Source organism: Chryseobacterium sp. 2VB, from assembly GCF_005503635.1.
Lineage (GTDB): Bacteria > Bacteroidota > Bacteroidia > Flavobacteriales > Weeksellaceae > Chryseobacterium > Chryseobacterium cupriresistens.
Window position 1 is genome coordinate 1 of record NZ_SCNC01000013.1, and the last position, 22,468, is coordinate 22,468.

The following is a 22,468-nucleotide window of genomic DNA, read 5'->3' on the forward strand; positions in this document are numbered from 1 at the left end:
CATACGATCTGCTCATGAGTCTCGTGGGCTCGGTGATGTGTATAAGACACAGGTATATCCCAGTGATATTGATGTTTTGTTATGAAATAACATTAACTATCCCAATACCGTAAATGCTATGAAAAACTTGACCACAATCAGGCTGATGCCCTTTGAACAACCGGACACTAACCTTATATTATGCAATCTATTCCAAACCAATAGATCATTGAATAATTGCCAAAAAACGATTCAATTCGTTAACGATCTAACAAAAACCAATTTTATTATATCATAATGATAAGCAATTGCCTTATTACCGAAAGGCAAAGCATGTTGTTATGAATCTCTGCTATCATTCAATAATTATCACGCCATGAAAAACTTAACCATTATTGGACTGACGCCTTTTGAAAAGCCGGACGTTACTCTTATATCCAGATTACACCAGGCGGGTGCATTCCCCGTTTTAAGTTTAGGAAATGAGATAACGGCTGCACAGGAAGCGTTACATCAACTTGATCAGATAGACGTACCATCTTATGGTATTTATTTTTCTGCAGACAACTTCGTCTCTCTTCAAATTCCTGAAAAGGTAAGATTTGCGATCCTTCCATTCGGAATGTCTAAGCCCTCTGCGCTGCCTGCAGTTTATCAGGTAACGAGTCTGGAAGAAGCAAGACAGGCTGAACAGGCGGGAGCAGAAGGAATCATTATCAAAGGAAATGAAGCAGGCGGATGGGTAGGCTATGAATCCACGTTTGTATTATTCCAGCGTGTGATCAAAGAAATCCAGAGCATTCCGGTGTGGGTACAGGGAGGAATAGGTCTCCATACCGCAGCGGCAACAAAAGCTTTGGGAGCAACAGGAATTGTACTGGACAGCCAGCTAGCGTTGTTCCCCGAAAGTGCAGTTCCTCAGGATCTGAAAGAAATATGCTCAAAACTGAATGGTACAGAAACTAAGGTGATTGCCAACCATCGCGTATTGGTGAGACCCAACTCACCTTCCTTACCCGAGAATGCAACTGCCGGAGATTTGAAACAATATTTTACAGGCCTGGATCTCAGCACTTGTTACATTCCAATGGGACAGGACATTTCGCTGGCCACAGATCTGTATGAAGATTTCAAAACACTGAAAAAACTTATTTTCGGTTTCAAAGAAGCCATGTATGGACATCTGAAGCAGGCAAAAGCACTCAAAGTAATTGATAAAGGAAACTCTTTAGCTCAGGAACTGGGACTGCAATACCCTATTGCTCAGGGTCCGATGACCCGTGTGAGTGACGTTCCTTCATTTGCCAACGCAGTAGCAGATGCCGGAGCTTTACCTTTTGTTGCTTTATCCTTATTAAAAGGAGAAGCTGCAAAGTCTCTGGTAATGGACACCCAAAAGCTGGCCGGAGAAAAAACATGGGGAGTAGGAATTTTAGGATTTGCCCCTCAGGAATTAAGAGATGAGCAAACCTCTTATATACTGGAAGCAAAACCTCCGGTAGTTTTAATTGCAGGGGGAAGACCCGCACAGGCCAAAGTATTTGAGAAAGCGGGAATAAAATCATTCTTACATGTTCCTTCCCCTGCTCTTCTGGATATTTTCCTTAAAGAAGGAGCTAAAAACTTTATTTTTGAAGGACGTGAATGCGGAGGCCACGTAGGTCCGCTGTCCAGTACGGTTCTTTGGGAAAAACAAATTGAACGTATTTTAAAAGAAGAGCATCCTGAAAACATCAGTGTATTTTTTGCAGGGGGAATTCATAACGCCTTTTCAACAGCATTTGTTTCCATCATGACAGCCCCTTTAGCTGCAAGAGGAGTAAAAATCGGGGTATTGATGGGTACAGCCTATCTGTATACTCATGAAGCTGTACAGACAGGAGCCATTCAGGAAGAATTTCAGTCCCAGGCTATGCAGGCAAAAGATACGGTCTTGCTGGAAACAGCTCCAGGACACGAAACCCGTTGTTTAAATACAGCATTTGCCCACCATTTCAATACCGAAAAAGCAAAACTTCTTGCTGCCGGAATGGATAAAAAACAAGTCTGGGAACAGCTTGAAAAATTAAATGTAGGCCGTTTACGTATTGCTGCTAAAGGCATAGAACGTCAGGGCGATAAGCTTGTCAATATTCCTAAAGAGGATCAGCTGGATTTGGGAATGTATATGATCGGACAGGTTGCCACCATGCAGAATCGTGTGATCTCATTGGCAGCACTTCATCAAAGCGTTGTAGACAATTACGAACATATTCAGAAGGCGGCATTACCGGAAGAACCCGTTTCTACGGAAAAACCGCTGGACATCGCCATCGTGGGAATGGAATGTATTTTCCCGGGAGCTAAAAACCTTGATGAGTACTGGAGAAACATCATTCTTGGAAAAGACAGTGTCACTGAAGTACCCGACGAAAGATGGAATAAGGAATTATACTACCATCCGGATTCTGACGGACCGGATGTATCCCACTCCAAATGGGGAGGATTTATTCCCAAAATTGATTTCGATCCGCTGGCATTCGGTATTCCACCACAATCTCTTGCCGCTATTGAACCTACTCAACTGTTAACTTTATTGGTTGCCAAGCGTGCCATGGAAGATGCAGGATATGGAGAAAAACACATCAACAGAGAAAACATTTCTGTCATTATAGGCGCTGAAGGAGGAAATGATCTTGCCAACAGCTATAGTTTCAGAGGATATTATAAGCAGGTTTTCGGAGAACTTCATGAAGAAGTAAAAGAAGCCTTCCCACATACTACTGAAGATTCTTTCCCGGGTATTCTGGCAAATGTAATCGCAGGTAGGATTACGAACAGATTAGACCTTGGTGGAAGAAACTTTACGGTAGATGCAGCATGTGCTTCTTCTTTGGCAGCCATTGATCTGGCATGTCAGGAACTTGTATTAGGAAAATCTGATATGGTTCTTGCCGGAGGTGCAGACTTACACAATGGAATTAACGATTATCTGATGTTCTCCAGCACGCATGCCCTATCCAGAAAAGGAAGATGTGCTACATTTGACAGCGATGCAGACGGTATTGCTCTTGGAGAAGGTATTGCTATCCTTGTTTTAAAAAGATATGAGGATGCCGTACGTGATGGAGATCGTATTTATTCAGTGATTAAAGGAGTTGGAGGATCCAGTGACGGAAAAGCATTGGGCTTGACTGCTCCAAGACAGATAGGTCAGGTAAGAGCATTAGAACGTGCTTACACCCAGGCAGGTATAAGCCCTGCATCTGTTGGATTAGTGGAAGCTCACGGTACAGGAACGGTGGTAGGTGATAAAACCGAATTAAGTGCACTGACTAATTTATTCAGCCGTTCAGGGGCATTACCCGGGCAGACTCATTTAGGATCTGTAAAAACACAGATTGGTCATACAAAATGTGCAGCAGGATTAGCAGGATTAATCAAAGCTTCTCTTGCAGTATATCACGGTGTAAAGCCACCTACCCTTCACCTTCAGCAGCCTAACGCGTATTACAATGCAGAAACCAGTCCGTTTGCATTCCATGCAGAAAGTGGATTATGGGCAGAGAAAAACCGTTATGCAGGAATCAGTGCTTTCGGATTTGGAGGAACAAACTTCCATACCGTTATTGCAAACCATCCAAAGCAGGATGATTCAATTGCCATGCAGTCATGGCCTTCAGAACTGTTTGTTTTCCGTGGAGATACGTATGAAGAAGCGAAAGAACAGTCCGGTCAGATTAAAACTTTATTAGAAATTAATGATGGTATTCCGTTACAGGATATTGCCTACAGCTTAAGCATCAGTTCAGAAAAGCCTATACAGTTCAGCATTGTGGCTGATACGGTTGAAGATCTGATGATGAAGGTTGAGCTGGTATTGCTAGGAATTGAGACTAAAGATACATTTACCGTGAATAAAAAAGAAGGTAAAGTAGCGTTCACATTCCCCGGACAAGGCAGCCAGAGAATCAATATGGCCCGTGACTTATTTGTCGTTTTCCCGGCCATGCGTAAGATTATTGATCATTATCCTGAGCTTGAAAAAGTGGTTTTCCCATCCAAAACGTTTAATGAGGCTGACTTAAAACAACAGAAAGAAACCATTAAAGATACCCGTTTGGCACAACCACTTTTAGGAATTGTAGACCTTGCATTGGCTCAATTCTTAGAATCATTGGGTATTATTCCAGATATGCTGGCAGGCCACAGCTACGGTGAAATTCCGGCTTTATGCTTTGCAGGAGTATTTGATGAAAATAAACTGGTAGATTTAAGTGTTCAGAGAGCTCAGTCTATTTTAAATTCTGTGGAAGGAGGAGATCCGGGTTCAATGCTGGCAGCAAGCGCTACAGCGGAACGTTTGCAACCGATTATTGCGAAAATAGAAGGATGTTATCCTGTCAACTTCAATGCGCCAACACAATGTGTGATCGCCGGAAATACGGATGCGATCAATAAACTGCTTGAGACACTTAAACAGGAAGGGATTTCTGCTAAAAAACTGGAAGTCGCCTGTGCATTCCACAGTCCGTTGTTAGCAAAATCCAAGGAATTATATGCTGAGGTATTGAAAGATATTCCTTTTGGGGAAATGCAGATTCCAGTGTGGTCCAATACCACAGCAGAAGTATATCCGGCAGATCCGGCAGAAATAAAAGAAAGACTTACTGATCACCTGGTACAGCCTGTAAGATTTGTAGAACAGCTGCAGGCCATGTACAATGACGGAGCAAGAATCTTCATTGAAGTAGGACCGGGAAAAGTTCTTACCGGATTAACCAAGTCCTGTCTGGAAAAAGATCAGCTGACCTTATATGTTGAAGACAACAGCCACAATAAATTCAGTCACCTGCTTTGTATGCTGGCACAATATTTAGGAACCGGCCGAAGCTTTAATATTGAAAAACTTTTTGATGGCCGAAACGTGAAGGTTATTGATCTAAACCAACCTGAGCTTTATAAGAAAAGTCCAGCCATCTGGCGTGTTAACGGGCAGACTGCCCATCCAACTCATGGTAATCTGCCATCTAATGGTGCATTACCACTCATAAACCCTATTCCCATGAACAATTTTACTACGAATCATCAGGCACCGGCAGCTGAAGCACAATCTACCGCTGAACGTATGCTGCAGGAATATTTAAACAGTATGAAATTAATGATACAGGCACAACGGGATGTGATGCTTTCCTTTATGGGACAGAACCCTCAGGCTTTTCCTGCTCCTGTATACCATTCACCAGCACCGGCTGCTGCACACCAACCTATATCTACGATTCCGGTTCAGCCAGTTCATCAGCAACCTGTAGCTGTAACTCCTGTAAAACAAGCTCCGTCAAGGGATATTAAATACCTATTACTACAGGTAGTAAGTGACAAAACAGGATATCCTCAGGAAATGCTGGGTATGGAAATGGATCTGGAAGCGGATTTAAGTATAGATTCTATTAAAAGAGTTGAAATCATCGGAACACTTCGTAACGAACTGGGAACTCTGGGCAACGGAAACACTAGCGAAGACACCGTTATGGAGCAGCTGGCAGGTATAAAAACATTAAGCGGATTAGTTTCATGGCTTACTGAATTCTCAGGTGCTGAAACAACTGCTGCCACAGAAAAAAATGGATCTGCGGCCGAATCAACAGCTTCAAAACCACAGGCTCAGCCGGCATTTTCTCTGGAAGACCTTCAAAATGCTATTTTGAATATCGTGAGCGAAAAAACAGGATATCCAAAAGAAATGCTGGGTCTGGATCTTGATCTGGAAGCAGATTTGAGTATAGACTCCATTAAACGTATGGAAATTATTGGTGATCTTAAAACCAAAATCGGTTTCGGTCAAAACCTGGAACAGGCAGATGATTTAATGGAAAAACTGGCAGCTATTAAAACACTTCGCGGTCTGGCAAGCTGGATCAGTGAAATGAATGGGGAAACCAACGAAGCAACTCAGGAAGTGAAAACAGAAAATACAGCAGAACCAGCTCAAAATGTATTGTCACGTCTTCGTTTTGACATCACGCCTACTGATCCTTCTTTAGTGCAAAACACAGAAGTATTGCAGGGAAAACGTTTTGCCATTACCCAGGATAACAGCACTCATACCTCCGCAATCAAAGAAGCTCTGGAAAAACACGGAGCCATCGTAGAAGTGGCAGATACAGAAAAAGATCTTTCCAACATTGACGGATTAATTATGCTGGACCTGTTCTCAGCAGCAGATAAACCAAGCATTATCGATCATGTAGATCTGATCAAGAAACTGGATTTTGATAAAGCAAAATGGGTATATCTTATTTCTGATATTCCTGCACATATTCAGGAAATCACAGATGTAAGTGTATTGCGCCATCATCAGGGATATCCGGGACTTTTCAAAAGTTTAGCCAGAGAATTTGACAATACAGCCTGCAGACTGATCAGCCTTAGCACGCCTCAGGAAGTGGATCAGATTGCTGAAATCACCTTAAAGGAAATCCTTACGAATGATAAACCAGCTGAAATCATTTACAAAAATGATCAGAGACATAAAATAGACATCATTCCTTCTCCATTATCAACAAGCTTACATGAAGCGCATATACAATTAGATCAGAAATCTGTGGTATTGGTACTCGGAGGTGCACAGGGGATCACCGCCGAACTGGTAAAACATATGTCTCAGGCTTATCCTTGCACCTATATTCTGGTAGGAAGATCGGCAGACCCGAGAAATGAGCTTTCGGCTAAAGACTTTGAGGGAATGAAAACCAAAGAAGAAATCAGAGGATTTCTGATCAGATCCGGACAATTCACTTCTCCGGCAGAGATTGAAAAAGAAACAACGAAAATTTTCAAAAACAATCAGATTCTTCGTACTATCCGTGATATGGAAGAACTTGGAAATACGATCATTTACCAATCGCTGGATCTTTGTGACGAAGAAGGTTTGAGCAGATTAATCAGCAATATCTATGAAAAATACGACCGCCTGGATGGAGTCATCCACGGAGCAGGTCTTTTAGAAGATAAATTATTCAAGCAAAAAACGACAAGCTCTTTCGGACGTGTATTTGATACCAAAGTAAAACCCCTACGTGTATTGGCAGAACAGCTTCGTTCAGATTGTCAGTTTGTAGTATTATTCTCAAGTATTGCTTCAGTATACGGTAACAAAGGTCAGACAGATTATGCGGCAGCCAACAGTGTACTGGATGATTACGCGAATGCTTTAAACAAAAGATTAAAAGGAAAAGTAATCTCTATCAACTGGGGACCATGGAAAGGAGCCGGAATGGTTTCTTCCACTCTGGAATCTGAGTACGAGCGCAGAGGTATTTCTATGATCCCGTTGGATGAAGGAAAAGAAATCTTCCTTAACGAAATTAAATACGGAACAGAAAGCCAGGTGCTGATCATGTCAGGAAATAATTGGTAAAACACTGTATAAACAAAGTATGAAAAAAACAGATGTTGCTGTAATTGGTTTATCCTGTGTCTTTCCCGGGGCACAGGATGCCAACACTTTCTGGCAGAATATTATCAATAAAGTTGATTCTACCGAACTCGCTCCGGCGGATCGGATAGATCCTGTTCATTTCAGTGATGCCACAAGTCCCGTTGACCGTTTTTACTGTCAGCGTGGAGGGTTTATCCCTGATTATACTTTCGATCCTACCGCATTTGGTATTTTGCCATTAGCCGTTGAAGGAACGGAACCTGACCATTTGCTTACCCTTGATCTGGTACAGAAAGCACTGGAAGATGCAGGTATATTTCAAAAGAATGCTTCTCTTGACAAAGCAGGAATTATCATTGGGAAAGGAAACTATACCGGTCCGGGAGCAACCCGTGCTATCGAAATTGTAAGAACCGGAGAACAGATTTCTTCATTACTGCAGGAATTGCTGCCTCACGTTTCTTCTTCCGATATTGAAAAGGTAAAGTATGCATTTCAGGAACGTAAAGGCCGTTTTGCAGCAGATACTGCGATGGGATTAATTCCCAATCTTGTTGCTTCACTTGTCGCCAACCGTTTCAATCTGGGAGGTGCTGCATTCACTGTAGATGCCGCTTGTGCATCCGCTTTAATTGCTGTAGACCATGCCGTACAGGAACTTCAGAGAGGCCGTTCCGACATCATGATCGCAGGAGGTGTACACACAGGACAGAACGCTGCCTTCTGGAGTATTTTTGCCCAGCTGGGAGCCATGTCCCGCCAGCAGCAGATCAAGCCGTTCAGTAGTGATGCTGATGGGTTGCTGATTGGTGAAGGCTGTGGTTTCGTTGTGTTAAAAAGACTGGAAGATGCCGTTCGCGATCAGGATAAGATTTATGCGGTCATTAAAGGCGTTGGCGTAAGCAGTGATGGTACCGGAACCAGCGTAATGAGTCCGTCCGTAAAAGGTCAGCTGAAAGCGTTGGAACAGGCATGGATCAATGCTGATTTAGATAAAAATAAAGTGGGATATCTTGAGGCTCACGGCACAGGAACACCGCTTGGAGATAAAACAGAACTTCAGACCTTGGCTCAATTCTTTGGAAAAGAAGAAACTGCTCCGGCTGCAGGTATCGGATCTGTGAAATCCAATATCGGGCATGCGATGCCGGCTGCAGGCATTGCAGGATTAATTAAAACCTGTCTTGCCTTACATCACGATACTTTACCACCAACCCTATATTGCGAAAATCCGACTTCGGAGATGCAGAACACAAGATTCGAACCGGTACAGGAAGCCAGAAACTGGTCAAAAACAGGGCTTCCAAAAGTAGCTGCGGTGAATGCTTTCGGATTCGGAGGAATCAATGCACACGTTGTTCTGGAAGGCTATGATATGCCGAAAAAAGATAAGGTGCTAATTCTGGCAAGACCAACACACGAAGAATTGCTTTCCGCATTACAAAATAATGAAACAACCATTGGTGAAGGAAATTTCAGGGTTGCGATATTTGATCCTACGCCTGCAAGACTGGAAAAAGCCATTAAAATTGTTTCCAAAAATATCATCTGGAAAAACAAACAGGATATCTGGTACACTTCTGCCCCATTATTAAAAGATGGCGGTAAAGTAGCCTTTGTATTCCCAGGATTAGATGGTCTGGCAAAAGGTGAGGTAGAAACGGTAAGCCGTTATTTCGGGTTATCAGCACCTATCGAAACAGAAGGTGAAGGGCTTCTAACCGATGCCTTAAACATTTTCAACAACTGCAGTATCCTTGATAATTCACTGAAAAAACTGGGAATTATTCCGGATATGAATGCAGGGCACAGTTTAGGAGAATGGCTGGCCGGTTACTCTTCGGAATTAGCGGAAGCCAATTCTGTAAAAGCCTTAATTGATGTACTGAATCCTGAAACTTTTGAATTAAAAGATTCCAGATTCATCGCTATAGGTGCCGGAATTGAGGTAGTACAGCCTTTTATTTCAGAAATTTCAGACTTATATATTTCCAATGACAACTGCCCTAATCAGGTGATTCTTTGCGGAAGCAATACTGCTCTGGATGAGTTGGTTCCCTTGTTAAAAGCAAAACAGATCTTCCATCAGGTTCTGCCGTTCCAGTCTGGATTCCACTCTCCTTTTATTGCAGATAAGCTGGATGTGATCCTTGCGGGAATGGAAAAAGCACAGTTCCAGCAGACGAAAATCCCATTGTGGTCTGCCACCACTTTAGAACCTTATCCTGCAGATCAGGCAGCGATCAGAAAACTGAGTGCCGAACATTTGGTAGAACCTGTCCGTTTCCGTGAACTGACAGACAAATTATACGAAGAAGGCGCAAGAGTCTTCATTCAGGTCGGTACAGGAGGACTGATCGGGTTTATTGATGATACGTTAAAAGGAAAAGCATTCAGTACGATTGCTTCCAGCGTTCCTACCCGTTCTGCATTGGCTCAATTACAAAGAGTAGTTGCTTCATTATTTGTAGAAGGAAAAACAATTGCCCTTGACTTTTTAGAGATTCAAAATCATTCGAAAAGACCGTCAGGAAAAGGTATTAAACTGGAATTAGGTTCACCTATCATCCGTAATTTTAAAGAGGTGAAAGCGTTGGCTCAGTCTTTTGACACGCCAAAACAATATGCCGCAACAGCTTCAGCTATTGCCACAAAAAGCGGACATCCTCTGGTACAGGCATTCCAGGATAACGTTGCCGATATGATCCGTATGCAGGAAGAAGTATTGACTTTATTCCAGAACCGTCCGGAAATCACTATCCAAAGACCTGCACCTGTAGTTCAGGCTGCTCCACAACCCGTAAGAAGTACAAATTTTACAAAAGATTTATATGTAACGCTGGAAAGTCATCCTTACCTGATCGACCACAGCTTATTGAGACAGCCTAAAGGATGGGCTCATGTAGCAGATATGGAACCGGTAATCCCGATGACGATGATCTTTGAACAGCTTGCAGAAATTGCAGAAGCAGAAATTCCGGGAACATTGGTTCATAAAATCATGAATGTAAGTGTATTCCAATGGATGAATGTTGCCAAACCATTCGAAAAAACCGTAAAAGGAGAATGGCGTTCACCGAATCATGCCTATCTTGACATTGAAAACTTTGCCAACGCAGAAGTAGTCTTAAAATCGGGTCCTGTTCCAACACCTGACTTCAATCTTTCCATCGGTAATCTTTTACCTATCGAAAGAACCCCTGAAGAAATCTACGACATGCACATGTTCCATGGAGACCAATATCAGGGAATTACAGAAGTTTCTGCCGTAGGAGATAAAGGAATCATCGGGAAGATAAAAGGAAACGGAGGTAAAGGTTCATTGCTTGACAATGCAGGACAGCTGTTCGGACTTTGGCTGCAGCTTACTTTGGTGAAAGACCGTATTGCATTCCCTGTAAAAATCAGAGATATTGAATTCTTCGGAGATATGCATGATCAGGAAGGTATTTTTGAATGTACCTGCATGCTGACTGAATTGAATGATGAATTCGCCATCGCAGACATTATCCTGAAAAGAGACGGAAAAATATGGTGCGCGATTACCGGATGGCAAAACAGAAGACTGGAAATTGATGCCGCTTTATGGAATGTTTCCATGTCACCACTGCACAACCGCCTTTCGGAAGAAATTGCTCCTGATGTATTCTTCTTCCACCAAGCCTATACCAGAGTTGCTTCATGGGATTTTATCCTGAAAAGATATTTCAACCAAACGGAAAAACAACATCATCAGCAATTGTTACCTAACAAAAAGAAAAATTGGATGGTAAGCCGTGTGGCGGTGAAAGATGCCGTAAGAAATCTTCTTCGAAAAGAAAAAAATCATGCCTGCTTCCCGATCACGTTTGAAATCCGTTCCGATGAAGTGGGGAAACCTCACCTTATCAGTGATTTTACAGATAACATCCATATTTCTCTGGCTCATAAAGGAAAAGAAGCTGTTGGGATCGCGAGATATGGAAAATCTGTAGGAATTGATATGGAACTGATGGAAGAACGCAGTTCAGGATTCTACGACATGGTATTTACCGACAAAGAATTAACCTTATTAAAAGACCGAGATCAGGCAGAATGGACCACCCGTTTCTGGGTAGCCAAAGAAGCTTATGGAAAGTTCCTGGGAACAGGACTGAAAGGAAATCCTAAAGCCTTCGAAGTCGAAGAAATAAAAGACGATCACCTGTGGATCAACAATATTGAAATCAAAACTATTAAACATAAAAATTATATTATCGGATGGACACTGTAAACGCAACATTAAAAATGAACCACGAAGAACTTTTTACTTTATTAAAAGGTTTTATTACTGAAGTGATAGGTGCTGAATTTGTAGAAGAGATGGATATTACTCCTGAAAGTTCATTCACCAAAGATCTTGAAATGGACAGTATTGAAATTGTCTCTTTCTCTGAAAAGATCAAGGCACATTTTGGCGATCAGATCGACTTTACAGGTTGGTTATCCTCTATGGATCTTGACCAGCTGATCAATCTTGACCTTAGTATGATCATCAATTATATCTACGAATGCCAATAATCACTGTCAATAACAGACAAGTTCATATACAGGAACTCAACAAAGGAGCCGAACAAACCGTGGTACTCATCCACGGTATGTTCAGTAACCTGTCCATTTATTATTTTAATATTGCCCCAATTCTGGCAAAACATTTCCATGTGGTGATGTACGATCTGAAAAGCCACGGTATGAGTGAGCGTTTTCTGGATGGCTACGACCTTGATAACATGTCTTCCGATCTGATAGGTTTAATAGATCATCTTCAACTGGAAAAAGTACACCTTGTCGGATACAGCTTCGGAGGTCTTATCGCTTTAAAAACAGCTTTGGAATATCCTGACCGCGTGAATCAGCTTGTGGTGATGGAAGCTCCGGATCCTCAGGATGAAAAAGCGCGTAACATCATTGATGAATACAGCAAAGAGTTTCTTGAGCATTACGTGGCCAATTTTACAGATACCACCAAAGTACAGATGGGCAAAAGACAAATGGAGAAGAACCACCGTATGTATGAATTTCTGTTTAACCAGACCAGCATTAAAGCAGATATGATCAGGGAAAAACATTTCCTGGGTGAAACCGACTTCAGCAAACTGACAGCTTCTACTCTATTGCTTTATGGCGCTGATTCCAATTGCAGACCTACCGGTGAGTGGCTGCAATCTAAAATCAACCAGTCTGAACTTGAATTAATTCCGGGTGATCACAATATTCCTATCCAGGAACCTCAGCGCATTGCTGAAACGATCGCTCAATTTTTATTTAAAATTTTAACACAAAACCATGGCTAAATTTGCATTTATAGTTCCACCACTCACAGGTCATGTCAACCCTACTCTAAGCATCGGTGCTACTTTGCTGGAAAGAGGACATGAGGTAGCCTGGATCAGCCTTGACCCGACTTTAGAGGCTAAACTTCCCGAGGGAGGAAAATTATTACTGATCCAATACGATCAGACCGACGAAGAAAAAAAAGAAAGTGAACAATATCTAGATATTATTTCCAAAAAAGTAGTGTATGGTATAGACAGCGTTAAGTTTCTGTACGAAGAGGTTCTTATCCCGCTGAACAGACATTGTTATAATGGTATTGTTTCATTATTAAAAATAGAGCAGCCCGATTTGGTTATCGGAGATCATCAGTTATTTGCTGCCCCGGTTGCTGCAAAAATGCTTGGAATTCCTTGTGCCACTTCCGTTACCGCTCCGGCAGCCATCAAAATTATGAATGAGCTTCCAAAAGTACACGAATGGGAAGTGAATCAGATCATCGATCTGCAGAAAGAACTGGGTTTCCAGGAAGAACGTTCTCTGGCGACGTCAGACCTTCTGACCCTGGTTTTGACTTCCGGTTATTTCTTTGGGGAAATGGAAGATCTGCCGTCCCAATACCAGTTCACAGGTCCGGTTCTTACGGAAAGACGTGTTTCATGTGAATTCGACTGGGAGAGATTAAAAAGCAAAGGCAATAAAAAGATCCTGGTAAGTATTGGCACTACCTTCGATCACGATCATAAAAAAGCATTTTTCCAAAAGGTTATTGATGCCTTCAAAGATGAAGATTTAACCGTTGTAGTCGTTTCTGATCCACAGCTTTTCGAGCAGTGGCCAGATAACTTTATGGTATATCAACAGGTTCCTCAGCTGGATCTGCTGCCTCATCTGGATGGTGTAGTTTGCCATGGTGGTCATAATACCGTTTCTGAAACATTATCCAATGGTATTCCTTTGGTTGTGATTCCGATTGCCTATGATCAATCGCACGTTGCAGGACGTGTAGTGCGTACAGAAGCGGGTGAGCGTCTTAATTTTAACAGATTTAAAGCCAATCACCTGAGAGAAGCTGTACAACAGATTTTAAATACTCCAAGCTACCGTGAAGCAGCCCAGAAAGTAGGTCAGTCTTTTGTGGAAGCAGGAGGCTCAGCTACAGCAGCTACCTTATTGGAACAGGCTCTATCAAAGGCTTCAAAACCTGAAAAACCGTCTAAATTTTTATTCGTTGTTCCGCCGTTTTTCGGACATGTGAGCCCTACTTTAAGTGTGGGAGCAAGTCTGATTGCCCGCGGACATGAAGTAAAATGGTTCGGGATTACCCCTTTAGACAGCAAACATATTCCTGAAGGAGGTTCTTATTTCTATCCTGAAGAAGATCTTATCCCATATCAGGAAGAAATTGCCCGTATTTTGAAAAGACAGGATGACGGACCCGCATGCTCTGGACCTGAAGTAATGAAACTGGCACTGGAAGAAACCTATGTTCCTTTCGCTAAAATGATGATGCCGGGATTAACCAGACTGACAGAAAGCTGGATGCCGGATGTCATCGTGAACGACTGTATTACTTTCGGAGGCGCTCTTTTCGCTCATAAATATCATATTCCTTGTGTAACAACAACACCTGTTCCACCGGATGTGATGGGAGACACAGAAAAAAGTGCCCCTAAAATCTGGGAATGGCAGCAAAACCTCATCAAAGACCTTCAGAAAGAAGTAGGCATTCATGAGGAAGGAATTTACATCCATTCTCACAAACTGAATATGGTATTTACCTCCCAGGCTTTCGCCGGATTTGAAACCGTTCCGCCTCATATGAAATTTGTAGGGCCGGTAAAAGGCCGTCCGAATGATGCTCCGTTTGACTGGGATAAGCTGAATGCATCCACCACTCCAAAAATCTTTGTATCATTGGGAACGCTGCTGGTAGACATCAGAAAAGCTTTTTTTGAAAAAATCATTGCAGCATTTAAAGATCAGCCGGTGACCGTGATTGCTGCTACTCCACCGGAAATTTTTGAAGAATGGCCGGATAACTTTATCGTGAACAGCTTTGTGCCACAATCGGCCGTGATGCAGCGAATGGATATGGTGATCTGCCACGGTGGTTTCAATACGGTAAATGATACTTTCCGTAACGGATTGCCCATGCTGATCACACCTATTGCTTATGATCATTTCCATATTGCCAAACTGATCGAACAGGCAGGCTGCGGAATCAGCATCCGGTACAAAAGACTCCGCGTAGAGGCCCTTCGTGAAACCGTTTTTGAATTATTGGAAAATCCTAAATACAGAACTGCCGCTCAGGAAGTAAGAAATACATTCACCCTTGCCGGAGGAAATGACAAAGCGGTAGAGCTGTTAGAAAATTTTGTAAACGAACATTCAACATTAGCTTCTGTGTAGCCTATGAATCAACCTATGAAAAGAAGATTGCTATTTGGTGAGCGTATGTTACTGGGAGACGGAACAGAACCTTTTAACGCGGTCATTCCGTTCAGACTGAGAGGAACTTTTACCTTAAAAGAGATCCAGCAGGCTCTGGCCCGGATTCAAAACAAACACCCTTGGCTAAGAGCATTGATCAGCCATGATGAAAAAAATATTCCATGGTTTAATGTTCCTGAAAAAACGGTTTCTATTCCTGTAAGAATCGTCACCAGACAAAGTGAAGATCAGTGGCAGGAAGAATCCAGGAAAGAATGGAACACTATTTTTAATTACGAAAAATTACCCCTGATCCGGTTTGTCTGGATCAAAGGGGAAGACGTTTCTGACATGTTATTTGCGTTCCACCATTGTCTTTGTGATGGTGGTTCTGCAATGGCCTTCCTGAAAGAGTTTTTAATGGCTCTGGACAACACGGCTGCCGATATCGGGATAGAAAATCCTATTTTAGGAATTGAAGATGTGGTTCCTGCCCATATTCTGAACAGCCGCAGACAAAAACTGAAAGCCAGATTTATAGGTAGGCTGGCTGCTACCGCGATCAAATGGATTCCTACAGGCAAAAAAGCTGTAGAAAGACAGAGTGATTACCTCATCCATTGGAAGCTGAATGAAACGGTAAGCAAAGAATTAATCACTTACTGCAAATCCCGGGGGGTAACGGTAAATACATTTTTAAGTGCGGCGGTATTGCAGGCATTTAAAAAAGTAAGAGCAGAAAAGTCCTTCAATAAAGTTTCCTGTCCGGTAGACATCAGACGTTTTGCAGGACAGATCAAAGAAGATCATATTTTCGCTTTCGGGCTGATGATCGTCGTTTCTTCTGATGAAAACCTAAGCTTTGAGGATAATCTCCGTGTTATGCAGAAATCTGTGGAAAAAAAGACCTCAAAACTGAATCCCTATATCACCATGATGGTCATGGAATCCGGGCATGATGCCCTGAGTAATTTCACCAGGCTGTTGAAGAACGGAAAATCCTCCAACGATTGTATGTTTTCCAATCTGGGACGCATTCAGATTCCTCATGAGTACCAGGAGTTTACGGTAGATACGATTTTCAGTCCGTCAGTAATCGGACCGCTGGGAAATACAAGTACAATGGTAACCTCAACGTACCGGGGTGAAATGGATTTTTCATTCATGGGAAGCGAAGGATATTTACCTTACACAGATGCACTGGCAGTTCGTGAAGAGGTAATGCGGATCATTCATTCTCAACTAAAACAAATGGCAGTATCATGATCAAAAGACCCTTAATGATGGTGGAAAGGATCATGTATGTAGATCCGGAAACACCTTTAAATTGTATTTATACCGCAAGAATTAAGGGAGAAATTCCTGAAGAAAATTTTAAAGCGGCTTTAATAAGAATCCAGCAGAAGCATCCTATTCTAAGAACGAATATTGATCATAACATCGGAAACTATCCTTATTTTATGGGACAGAAAGATATTGAACCTATTCCGCTTCGCATTGTAGAACGTACAACAGACGATGACTGGTTCAAAGAATCCGAAAAACGATGGTTTAAACTTTTTGAAACACCCAAAAAACCATTGGCCGAAGTAGTATGGGTAAAAGGACAGGATACTTCCGAAATCCTTTGGGTCATGCCTCACTGCATATCCGATGGAACCACCGGAGTAACCTTACTGCGTGAACTCCTGAGTTTGCTGGACAATCCTTATGCTCCATTAATTCCTTATGTTGCTTTTGAATCTGTTGATGATTTTCTGCCTTCGGATTTTAATACAGCAATCAAAAAATATAAGGCCGGCCTTTACCTTCTGTTCGCCAGAATATTCTTTTCCATGCAGCGAAAAAGTAAAAAAAGAAACCAGGGAAAAAGCTATACCATTCACTGGAAAATGACTCAGGAAGAAACCAGGCTTATCACTGAAAAATGTAAAGCCAACCAGATTTCTGTGCATGCTTTGCTGTGTTCTTCCGTGATGCAGGCCTTCCGTGATGTTCAGGGAGACCGTGCCAAAGGTAAAGTGATCAGCCCGGTAGATGTGCGTCATTTTATTCCGGAAATTAAAGAAGATCATTTATTTGCTTTTGCCCCAACCGTGGAGCTTTCCATCAGGAAAAACAGCAATGATGTGATGGACAATGCCAGGCTGATCAAAAAAGACCTTACTGCGAAAATCAATAAGATGGAAGCCCGTGAGCTCCTGTGGATGGGAGAACATATGCATCCTGTTGTAGGGCGGATGATCAATATGCTGAAATCCAGCGAAGGCGGACATGACATTACATTATCCAATATGGGCAAGATCAATATCCCGAATAATTATAAAAACTTCAGCCTGGAAACGATTTTTAGTCCTACCGTGGCTTTCCCATGGCTGAACTCAAATACCTTAGTCACCAGTACGTACAACCAGCAGATGGACTTCACTTTCATGTCCAATGAAAATTTTCTTCCCAAAGAGGAAGCTCATCTGATAAAAGATAAAGCCATTGAGCTATTGACAACTTCTTTATGAAATTTAAAATAAAGCCTCCGAAGCCCAGACTGATAAAGAAAACCACCCTCAAACGCTTTCTCATAAAGCGTACGATTTATTACGTCCTTCCGAATGTGTTTTTTAATTTCATTATTGCTTACGCCAGTTTCAAGGAATTGGGCTACACCCATTTTTTTTCAGGAACCCAAAATCTTGCCCGTCTCACCCTGCCGATGGCCATCTTCCTTCCGGTGGTTCTTACCATAGACATCATCAAAAGAGTAACGAATGCTGCCAGCCAGGAAGCCATAGAGTTTACAGTAGACGAGCAGCTCAACATCAAAAAGCTGATGACCAGACTGAGCATCCTACATGGATTGATTACGGGATTATTGGTATTGTCGCTGCTGTTTATAGGACAGTATAATTTTTCAAAAGATTACAAACTGGATGCAACGGCAATGGCTGTTGTGGTGGGAACGCTGGCCGGAATTCTGTCTGTGGTTTTTGTATACTTACCCGTATGGAGGTTAAGAAAATGGATGTGCAAAGTAACATCAGTCCCAGCTGATTTAAACACATAATTTCCCAATACAAAACATACATCATTGTCTATCATTGAATTAACAATGAAAAAAAAATATAACAATACCCGGTTGATCAGACGGTCACCGGGTATTTTCATGGATGCTCAACTTAATTTTTTCCTTTAAAACTTACTATTTGGTAAATTTTTTATATTTATATAATAATTTACAAGAATTTTTCTTGAACAGAATGGTTAATAATGTATGTACAAAATCACGGATCAGTTAAAAAATATAGGATTCAGTATCAATCGTTTAGATTTTATTATCGCCCGAAATAACAACAAAAGAGAATTCAATACCCTGGAATATTTTTGTATTTATATTATTCTGGAAAATATCCAGCTAACGGTAGAGAATGTTCCATACCCTTTAAAAAGAGGAAGTATTGCCTTCGTAGGGCCGCAAAAGAAAATAGTTTTTGGTGAAACCAAAAGATCAGATGTGTATTCAATTGCTTTTTCATCCAGTTTTTATGAAAGATCAACCAAAGACAGTCTTTTTATCAATTCTCAGCTTTTTTATAATTATAATTCCGACATATTTATAGCACCTTTCCTGAATGTAGAACAGATGAGAGTGGTTTTTCTGGAGCGGATGGAAAGTTTTAGGAAAAAAGATGAAAGCTTATATATAGCGGCTGCCCATAATGCTATAGAACGACTGATGCTGGATGCCCTTCTGCATATTCCTACTGAAGAAATCAAAAAGGAAATCAAATTTGACTATATGTATTATGTCAACCGGTTCAAAGTTCTGCTGCAAAGAGATTACAAAAAGGCAAAGAAAGTAGCTTATTATGCGGAAGAACTTAATATCTCCTCAAGGAAACTGACTGAGATGACAGAGTATGTACTGGGCAAAACAGCTAAACACATCATCATTGAAAAGCTCATTATCGAATGCAAAAAAGCCCTGCGTTTCTCAAACTCCACCATCTCTGAAATATCTTATGATCTGGGTTTCAGCAATGAAGGAAACTTTACTAATTTTATTAAAAAACATACGGGAAAAAATCCCTCCGAAATGAAATAATTTGTATATTTACATAAGTAACCTTTTGGGGAAAAATATAGGTTATATGCTTGCAAAGTATATTTTATTCATTTTGCTTTATTTTGCTTTTACAAAATCATTTGCACAGGCAGCAGACGGTTTGAGGCTTAACGTTAGGCTTTATCCCGTACAGATGCTTGCTGTAGGCACAGGATTTTCGGACCAAGGGAACGAGTCTTCCTTCCGGGAAGTTCAGTCTGTAACCATCTCAAGTCCGTCCGGATTTCAGCTGAAAGCACAATATGATGAATATCGTGACGCCTCCGGTAATTCCGAAAGCAGCAGGGAAAGATCTGGTGATTACCCTCTTATCAGCCATCACAAAGGAGTGGTTCAGGAGAGATATATCATCGATCATGAGTTAGAAAATGCAATGGAAGATTTAAGCTCCAACAGCAGTGACGAGCAGAATTTTTTAACATTAACTCTAATTTCTCAGTAAAAAATAAAGCAAGGATTAAAAAAATTACTATGCAGAGAATAACAATTCTGCAATTTATTCATTCCCTATATATTAAGTAAAATTAATGTTTAAGATTAATTAAACATTCTTTTTACTTTATGGTGATTTTATCAGCATTTAAAAGATACTTTTTATGTAATTATTCATAAAAAGTATTGATCAGTGCGCGCTTATTTCTCCGTAAAAATTCACAAATAATAAGTATTTTTTCACAAAGATCCTGATGTTCTTTGTATTTACCTTTGCAACCGCAATTTTAAAAACAATTAATACAAAAAAACATCCTTAACCTTATGAAAAATTTGATCTTAGCTTCTTTTGCTATCCTAGGATTCTCAACATTACAAGCACAACAGAATGTAACGCTGAATGTAAGACTGAAGCCTATCCAAACTCTTGTTGTTAACAACGCTCAAAAAATCGTTAATTTAGACTACGTAACTAAAGATGACTATGCTGACGGTGTATCTTCTCTTAACGCAGATCACTTAAGCATTTACAGCACAGGAGGATTCCAGGTAAAAGTAAAAGGTGGAAATGATGTATTACAGCAGGGAGGTAAAAACATCCAGGCTAACACGATCCAGATTATTGCAAGCGCAGGCTCTGAAGCTGTAAACGGCGCTCAATATGCTCAGAATGTACATTTATCAGCTAACGAAGCTACTTTGGTAACTTCTTCTACCGGAGGGGTAGACAAAAAAATCAATATTGAATATAAAGGTGCAGGAGCTAATACTTACCTGGATAACTATATCGCAGGACAAGATCCTACCGTATACACTACTGAGCTGACGTATACGATTATTTCTCAATAATAGCTATCATTATGTAATGATAAAGTGTTGTACCTACCCCAGCACTTTATCAACATTTAAAAACTAATCTCCTTCATGAGCAGACTCTCTCTTTTCCTTTTCAGTCTTCTTTTCCTATCATCTTTTCATGGATACGCACAAACAGGAGTTTCGGTTTCACCGCCAAGACTGTATTTTGAATCGGGAAACGGAAACAGCAATACCCAGACAATAACGGTAACGAATGTAAGTGCCAAGAACTCTCTGGACCTTGCGGTAAGCCTTGGAGACTGGGAGTATGACAAAAAAGGTGAGAATGTAACGTATCCCGCCAATACCCTTCCCGCTTCCTGCGCAAGTTGGGTTTCGGTCAAAAAAGAAGATAATTACTTTACTTTGGCTCCGGGAGAAAAAAAAGATATTGAGATTACCATTACGGTTCCTAATGCACTTTCAGACCAACTGGCTGCCCATACGGCCGTTTTATATGTAAGCCAGATGAATCCGGTAGATGATGTGGATCATAAAGGCGCCAACATCAAGGTAAGCATCCGCTCAGGAATCAAATTATTCCACAAGCTGCCTGCCGCCAAAACGAAAAAACTTGAAATCCAGAATCTGGTATACGGAAAAACAACCAATACCATCAACCTCTTTTTTGAAAATCAGGGCGATGTATGGGGTGACGGAAAAATATACACTGACTTTGTGAATACCCAAACCGGAAAAAAAGTATCACTGGATCCCGTTATCTTTTACTCCATGCCCGGAAATAAAAGAGAAATGGATATCCCTCTTCCGGCAAGCCTTGAAAAAGGAAAGTATACCGCTTCGGTAATGATTGATTACGGAGACAACAACAATCTGGAATTAGGAGAATTAAGTTTCAGCTATGAATAGTAAAAAATTCTTCTGTTTCTTTCTGCTGATCTCTCTGAACTGCTTCTCACAGGTCAATTACAATTCCTGGATAAACAGCTACTTACAAATTAATTCCTACAGCGGAAATACCAATCCGGATGCCTACACCTTTACCCTGGCCGGTAATGGAGCATTTAATATTCCTTACTGGAAAATATCCATGAGGCTGAAACAGCCTATCACTTCTACAGACGGAAATTATACGATGCCTGCCAACAAGATATCATTTCAGCCGGTTTCCACTTCAGGACAGGCTTATCCGGGACCCGTACCCACCATTCCGCAGATCGGAATGCCGCTGAATACTTTTCTTCAGGCCAACCAGGAAGTCTTTTTAATTCCACAGTCCAATGCAGCACTGTACAATCAGCCGCCACAGCCCAACGGCTATTATAACCTGCAGGTAAAATATAGCCTGACCGTTATGGGAGGATCCTATCTTGGAAGCTACCCTTCCTGGACCAGATTCAATGTTCCGGTACAGTTTACGGCGTATGACCGGTACAACAATATTATTGGCAGGGCTGATCATAATTTTCAGATTCACATCGGACCGCTCAGCGGAACTCCGACCGATGTCCCTGAAATGTCGCTTCAGTTTTCAGCAAAAGCGGTCAACGGATCACTGGAATTCAAAAGTATGCCGGATTATGTCAACGGAGTAAGTGTCACTTATTCCAATGGACTGATTGTAAAAAGCAATACCAATTACCAGATCAAATTACGTTCTCTTCAGGGGCAGTTCAGCTCACCAACCGGAAACTACATTGCTTTAGGAACCGTAAAAATGAATCTCATCCCCGTTTCCGGAAACAATGGGAATGTATATCCTATCCTGCTGAGTGCTTCTCCACAGCTTATTGCGACAGGAGGCTCCACGGGAAACTCCAGCCTGTATTACGATATCCGATATTCCACCAAAGCCAATGATGAAAGACTGATTAATGCCAAATCGGAAGAATATTCCACCACCCTTCAATACGAGATTATCCCCCAATAACCATGCTTCAAGACCTGTTCAAAAAAATCTTTTTCATTTT

13 protein-coding genes are annotated in these 22,468 nt (G+C 41.4%); all 13 read left to right on the plus strand.

Annotated elements, in window-relative coordinates:
• The first annotated feature begins 355 nt into the window (after window positions 1-355).
• The 13 genes from FFS26_RS13215 (at window position 356) to FFS26_RS13275 (ending at window position 22,428) form a co-directional block, all read left to right on the plus strand.
• On the plus strand, window positions 356-7,378 hold the full coding sequence (locus FFS26_RS13215; protein WP_137905218.1) for a type I polyketide synthase: 7,023 nt from the start codon (window positions 356-358) through the stop codon (window positions 7,376-7,378).
• Between the two features lie 19 nt (window positions 7,379-7,397).
• Complete coding sequence (locus tag FFS26_RS13220; protein WP_137905219.1) at window positions 7,398-11,651, plus strand: type I polyketide synthase; 4,254 nt, start codon at window positions 7,398-7,400, stop codon at window positions 11,649-11,651.
• Window positions 11,639-11,938 carry an acyl carrier protein gene (locus FFS26_RS13225; RefSeq protein WP_002977699.1) on the plus strand — a complete coding sequence of 100 codons (300 nt, stop codon included), beginning with the start codon at window positions 11,639-11,641 and terminating at the stop codon, window positions 11,936-11,938. The genes FFS26_RS13220 and FFS26_RS13225 overlap by 13 nt, the downstream gene beginning before the upstream one ends.
• Window positions 11,929-12,711, plus strand: a complete 783-nt coding sequence (locus FFS26_RS13230; RefSeq protein WP_137905220.1) for an alpha/beta fold hydrolase — start codon at window positions 11,929-11,931, stop codon at window positions 12,709-12,711. The genes FFS26_RS13225 and FFS26_RS13230 overlap by 10 nt, the downstream gene beginning before the upstream one ends.
• Window positions 12,704-15,106 carry a glycosyltransferase gene (locus FFS26_RS13235; protein WP_137905221.1) on the plus strand — a complete coding sequence of 801 codons (2,403 nt, stop codon included), beginning with the start codon at window positions 12,704-12,706 and terminating at the stop codon, window positions 15,104-15,106. Before FFS26_RS13230 ends, FFS26_RS13235 begins: the two co-directional genes overlap by 8 nt.
• Window positions 15,107-15,121: 15 nt before the next feature.
• The gene (locus FFS26_RS13240) at window positions 15,122-16,393 is read left to right on the plus strand and encodes a condensation domain-containing protein (protein ID WP_228449435.1); all 1,272 of its coding nucleotides are present in this window, start codon (window positions 15,122-15,124) and stop codon (window positions 16,391-16,393) included.
• Complete coding sequence (locus FFS26_RS13245; protein WP_137905223.1) at window positions 16,390-17,643, plus strand: condensation domain-containing protein; 1,254 nt, start codon at window positions 16,390-16,392, stop codon at window positions 17,641-17,643. Before FFS26_RS13240 ends, FFS26_RS13245 begins: the two co-directional genes overlap by 4 nt.
• Window positions 17,640-18,188 (plus strand): hypothetical protein, encoded by a 549-nt coding sequence (locus FFS26_RS13250; RefSeq protein ID WP_110010542.1) that lies wholly within the window; start codon window positions 17,640-17,642, stop codon window positions 18,186-18,188. Before FFS26_RS13245 ends, FFS26_RS13250 begins: the two co-directional genes overlap by 4 nt.
• A 207-nt stretch (window positions 18,189-18,395) precedes the next feature.
• A complete protein-coding gene (locus tag FFS26_RS13255) occupies window positions 18,396-19,226 on the plus strand; it encodes a helix-turn-helix domain-containing protein (RefSeq protein ID WP_110010541.1) in 831 nt (276 codons plus the stop codon).
• Window positions 19,227-19,272: 46 nt separating this feature from the next.
• Window positions 19,273-19,689, plus strand: coding sequence for a hypothetical protein (locus FFS26_RS13260; RefSeq protein WP_137905224.1), 417 nt, complete (start codon window positions 19,273-19,275; stop codon window positions 19,687-19,689).
• Between the two features lie 314 nt (window positions 19,690-20,003).
• Window positions 20,004-20,528, plus strand: a complete 525-nt coding sequence (locus FFS26_RS13265; protein WP_110010539.1) for a hypothetical protein — start codon at window positions 20,004-20,006, stop codon at window positions 20,526-20,528.
• Between the two features lie 75 nt (window positions 20,529-20,603).
• The gene (locus FFS26_RS13270) at window positions 20,604-21,407 is read left to right on the plus strand and encodes a molecular chaperone (RefSeq protein ID WP_137905225.1); all 804 of its coding nucleotides are present in this window, start codon (window positions 20,604-20,606) and stop codon (window positions 21,405-21,407) included.
• Window positions 21,400-22,428, plus strand: a complete 1,029-nt coding sequence (locus FFS26_RS13275) for a hypothetical protein (RefSeq protein ID WP_137905226.1) — start codon at window positions 21,400-21,402, stop codon at window positions 22,426-22,428. The genes FFS26_RS13270 and FFS26_RS13275 overlap by 8 nt, the downstream gene beginning before the upstream one ends.
• Window positions 22,429-22,468 lie beyond the last annotated feature (40 nt).

What these genes read in the sequence shown, in the direction of transcription:
- FFS26_RS13250 (WP_110010542.1), top strand. Translation starts at nt 17,640, where the DNA reads ATGAAATTTAAAATAAAGCCTCCGAAGCCCAGACTGATAAAGAAAACC.
- FFS26_RS13275 (WP_137905226.1), top strand. Translation starts at nt 21,400, where the DNA reads ATGAATAGTAAAAAATTCTTCTGTTTCTTTCTGCTGATCTCTCTGAAC.
- FFS26_RS13240 (WP_228449435.1), top strand. Translation starts at nt 15,122, where the DNA reads ATGAAAAGAAGATTGCTATTTGGTGAGCGTATGTTACTGGGAGACGGA.
- FFS26_RS13260 (WP_137905224.1), top strand. Translation starts at nt 19,273, where the DNA reads ATGCTTGCAAAGTATATTTTATTCATTTTGCTTTATTTTGCTTTTACA.
- FFS26_RS13225 (WP_002977699.1), top strand. Translation starts at nt 11,639, where the DNA reads ATGGACACTGTAAACGCAACATTAAAAATGAACCACGAAGAACTTTTT.
- FFS26_RS13215 (WP_137905218.1), top strand. Translation starts at nt 356, where the DNA reads ATGAAAAACTTAACCATTATTGGACTGACGCCTTTTGAAAAGCCGGAC.
- FFS26_RS13245 (WP_137905223.1), top strand. Translation starts at nt 16,390, where the DNA reads ATGATCAAAAGACCCTTAATGATGGTGGAAAGGATCATGTATGTAGAT.
- FFS26_RS13230 (WP_137905220.1), top strand. Translation starts at nt 11,929, where the DNA reads ATGCCAATAATCACTGTCAATAACAGACAAGTTCATATACAGGAACTC.
- FFS26_RS13270 (WP_137905225.1), top strand. Translation starts at nt 20,604, where the DNA reads ATGAGCAGACTCTCTCTTTTCCTTTTCAGTCTTCTTTTCCTATCATCT.
- FFS26_RS13255 (WP_110010541.1), top strand. Translation starts at nt 18,396, where the DNA reads ATGTACAAAATCACGGATCAGTTAAAAAATATAGGATTCAGTATCAAT.
- FFS26_RS13220 (WP_137905219.1), top strand. Translation starts at nt 7,398, where the DNA reads ATGAAAAAAACAGATGTTGCTGTAATTGGTTTATCCTGTGTCTTTCCC.
- FFS26_RS13265 (WP_110010539.1), top strand. Translation starts at nt 20,004, where the DNA reads ATGAAAAATTTGATCTTAGCTTCTTTTGCTATCCTAGGATTCTCAACA.
- FFS26_RS13235 (WP_137905221.1), top strand. Translation starts at nt 12,704, where the DNA reads ATGGCTAAATTTGCATTTATAGTTCCACCACTCACAGGTCATGTCAAC.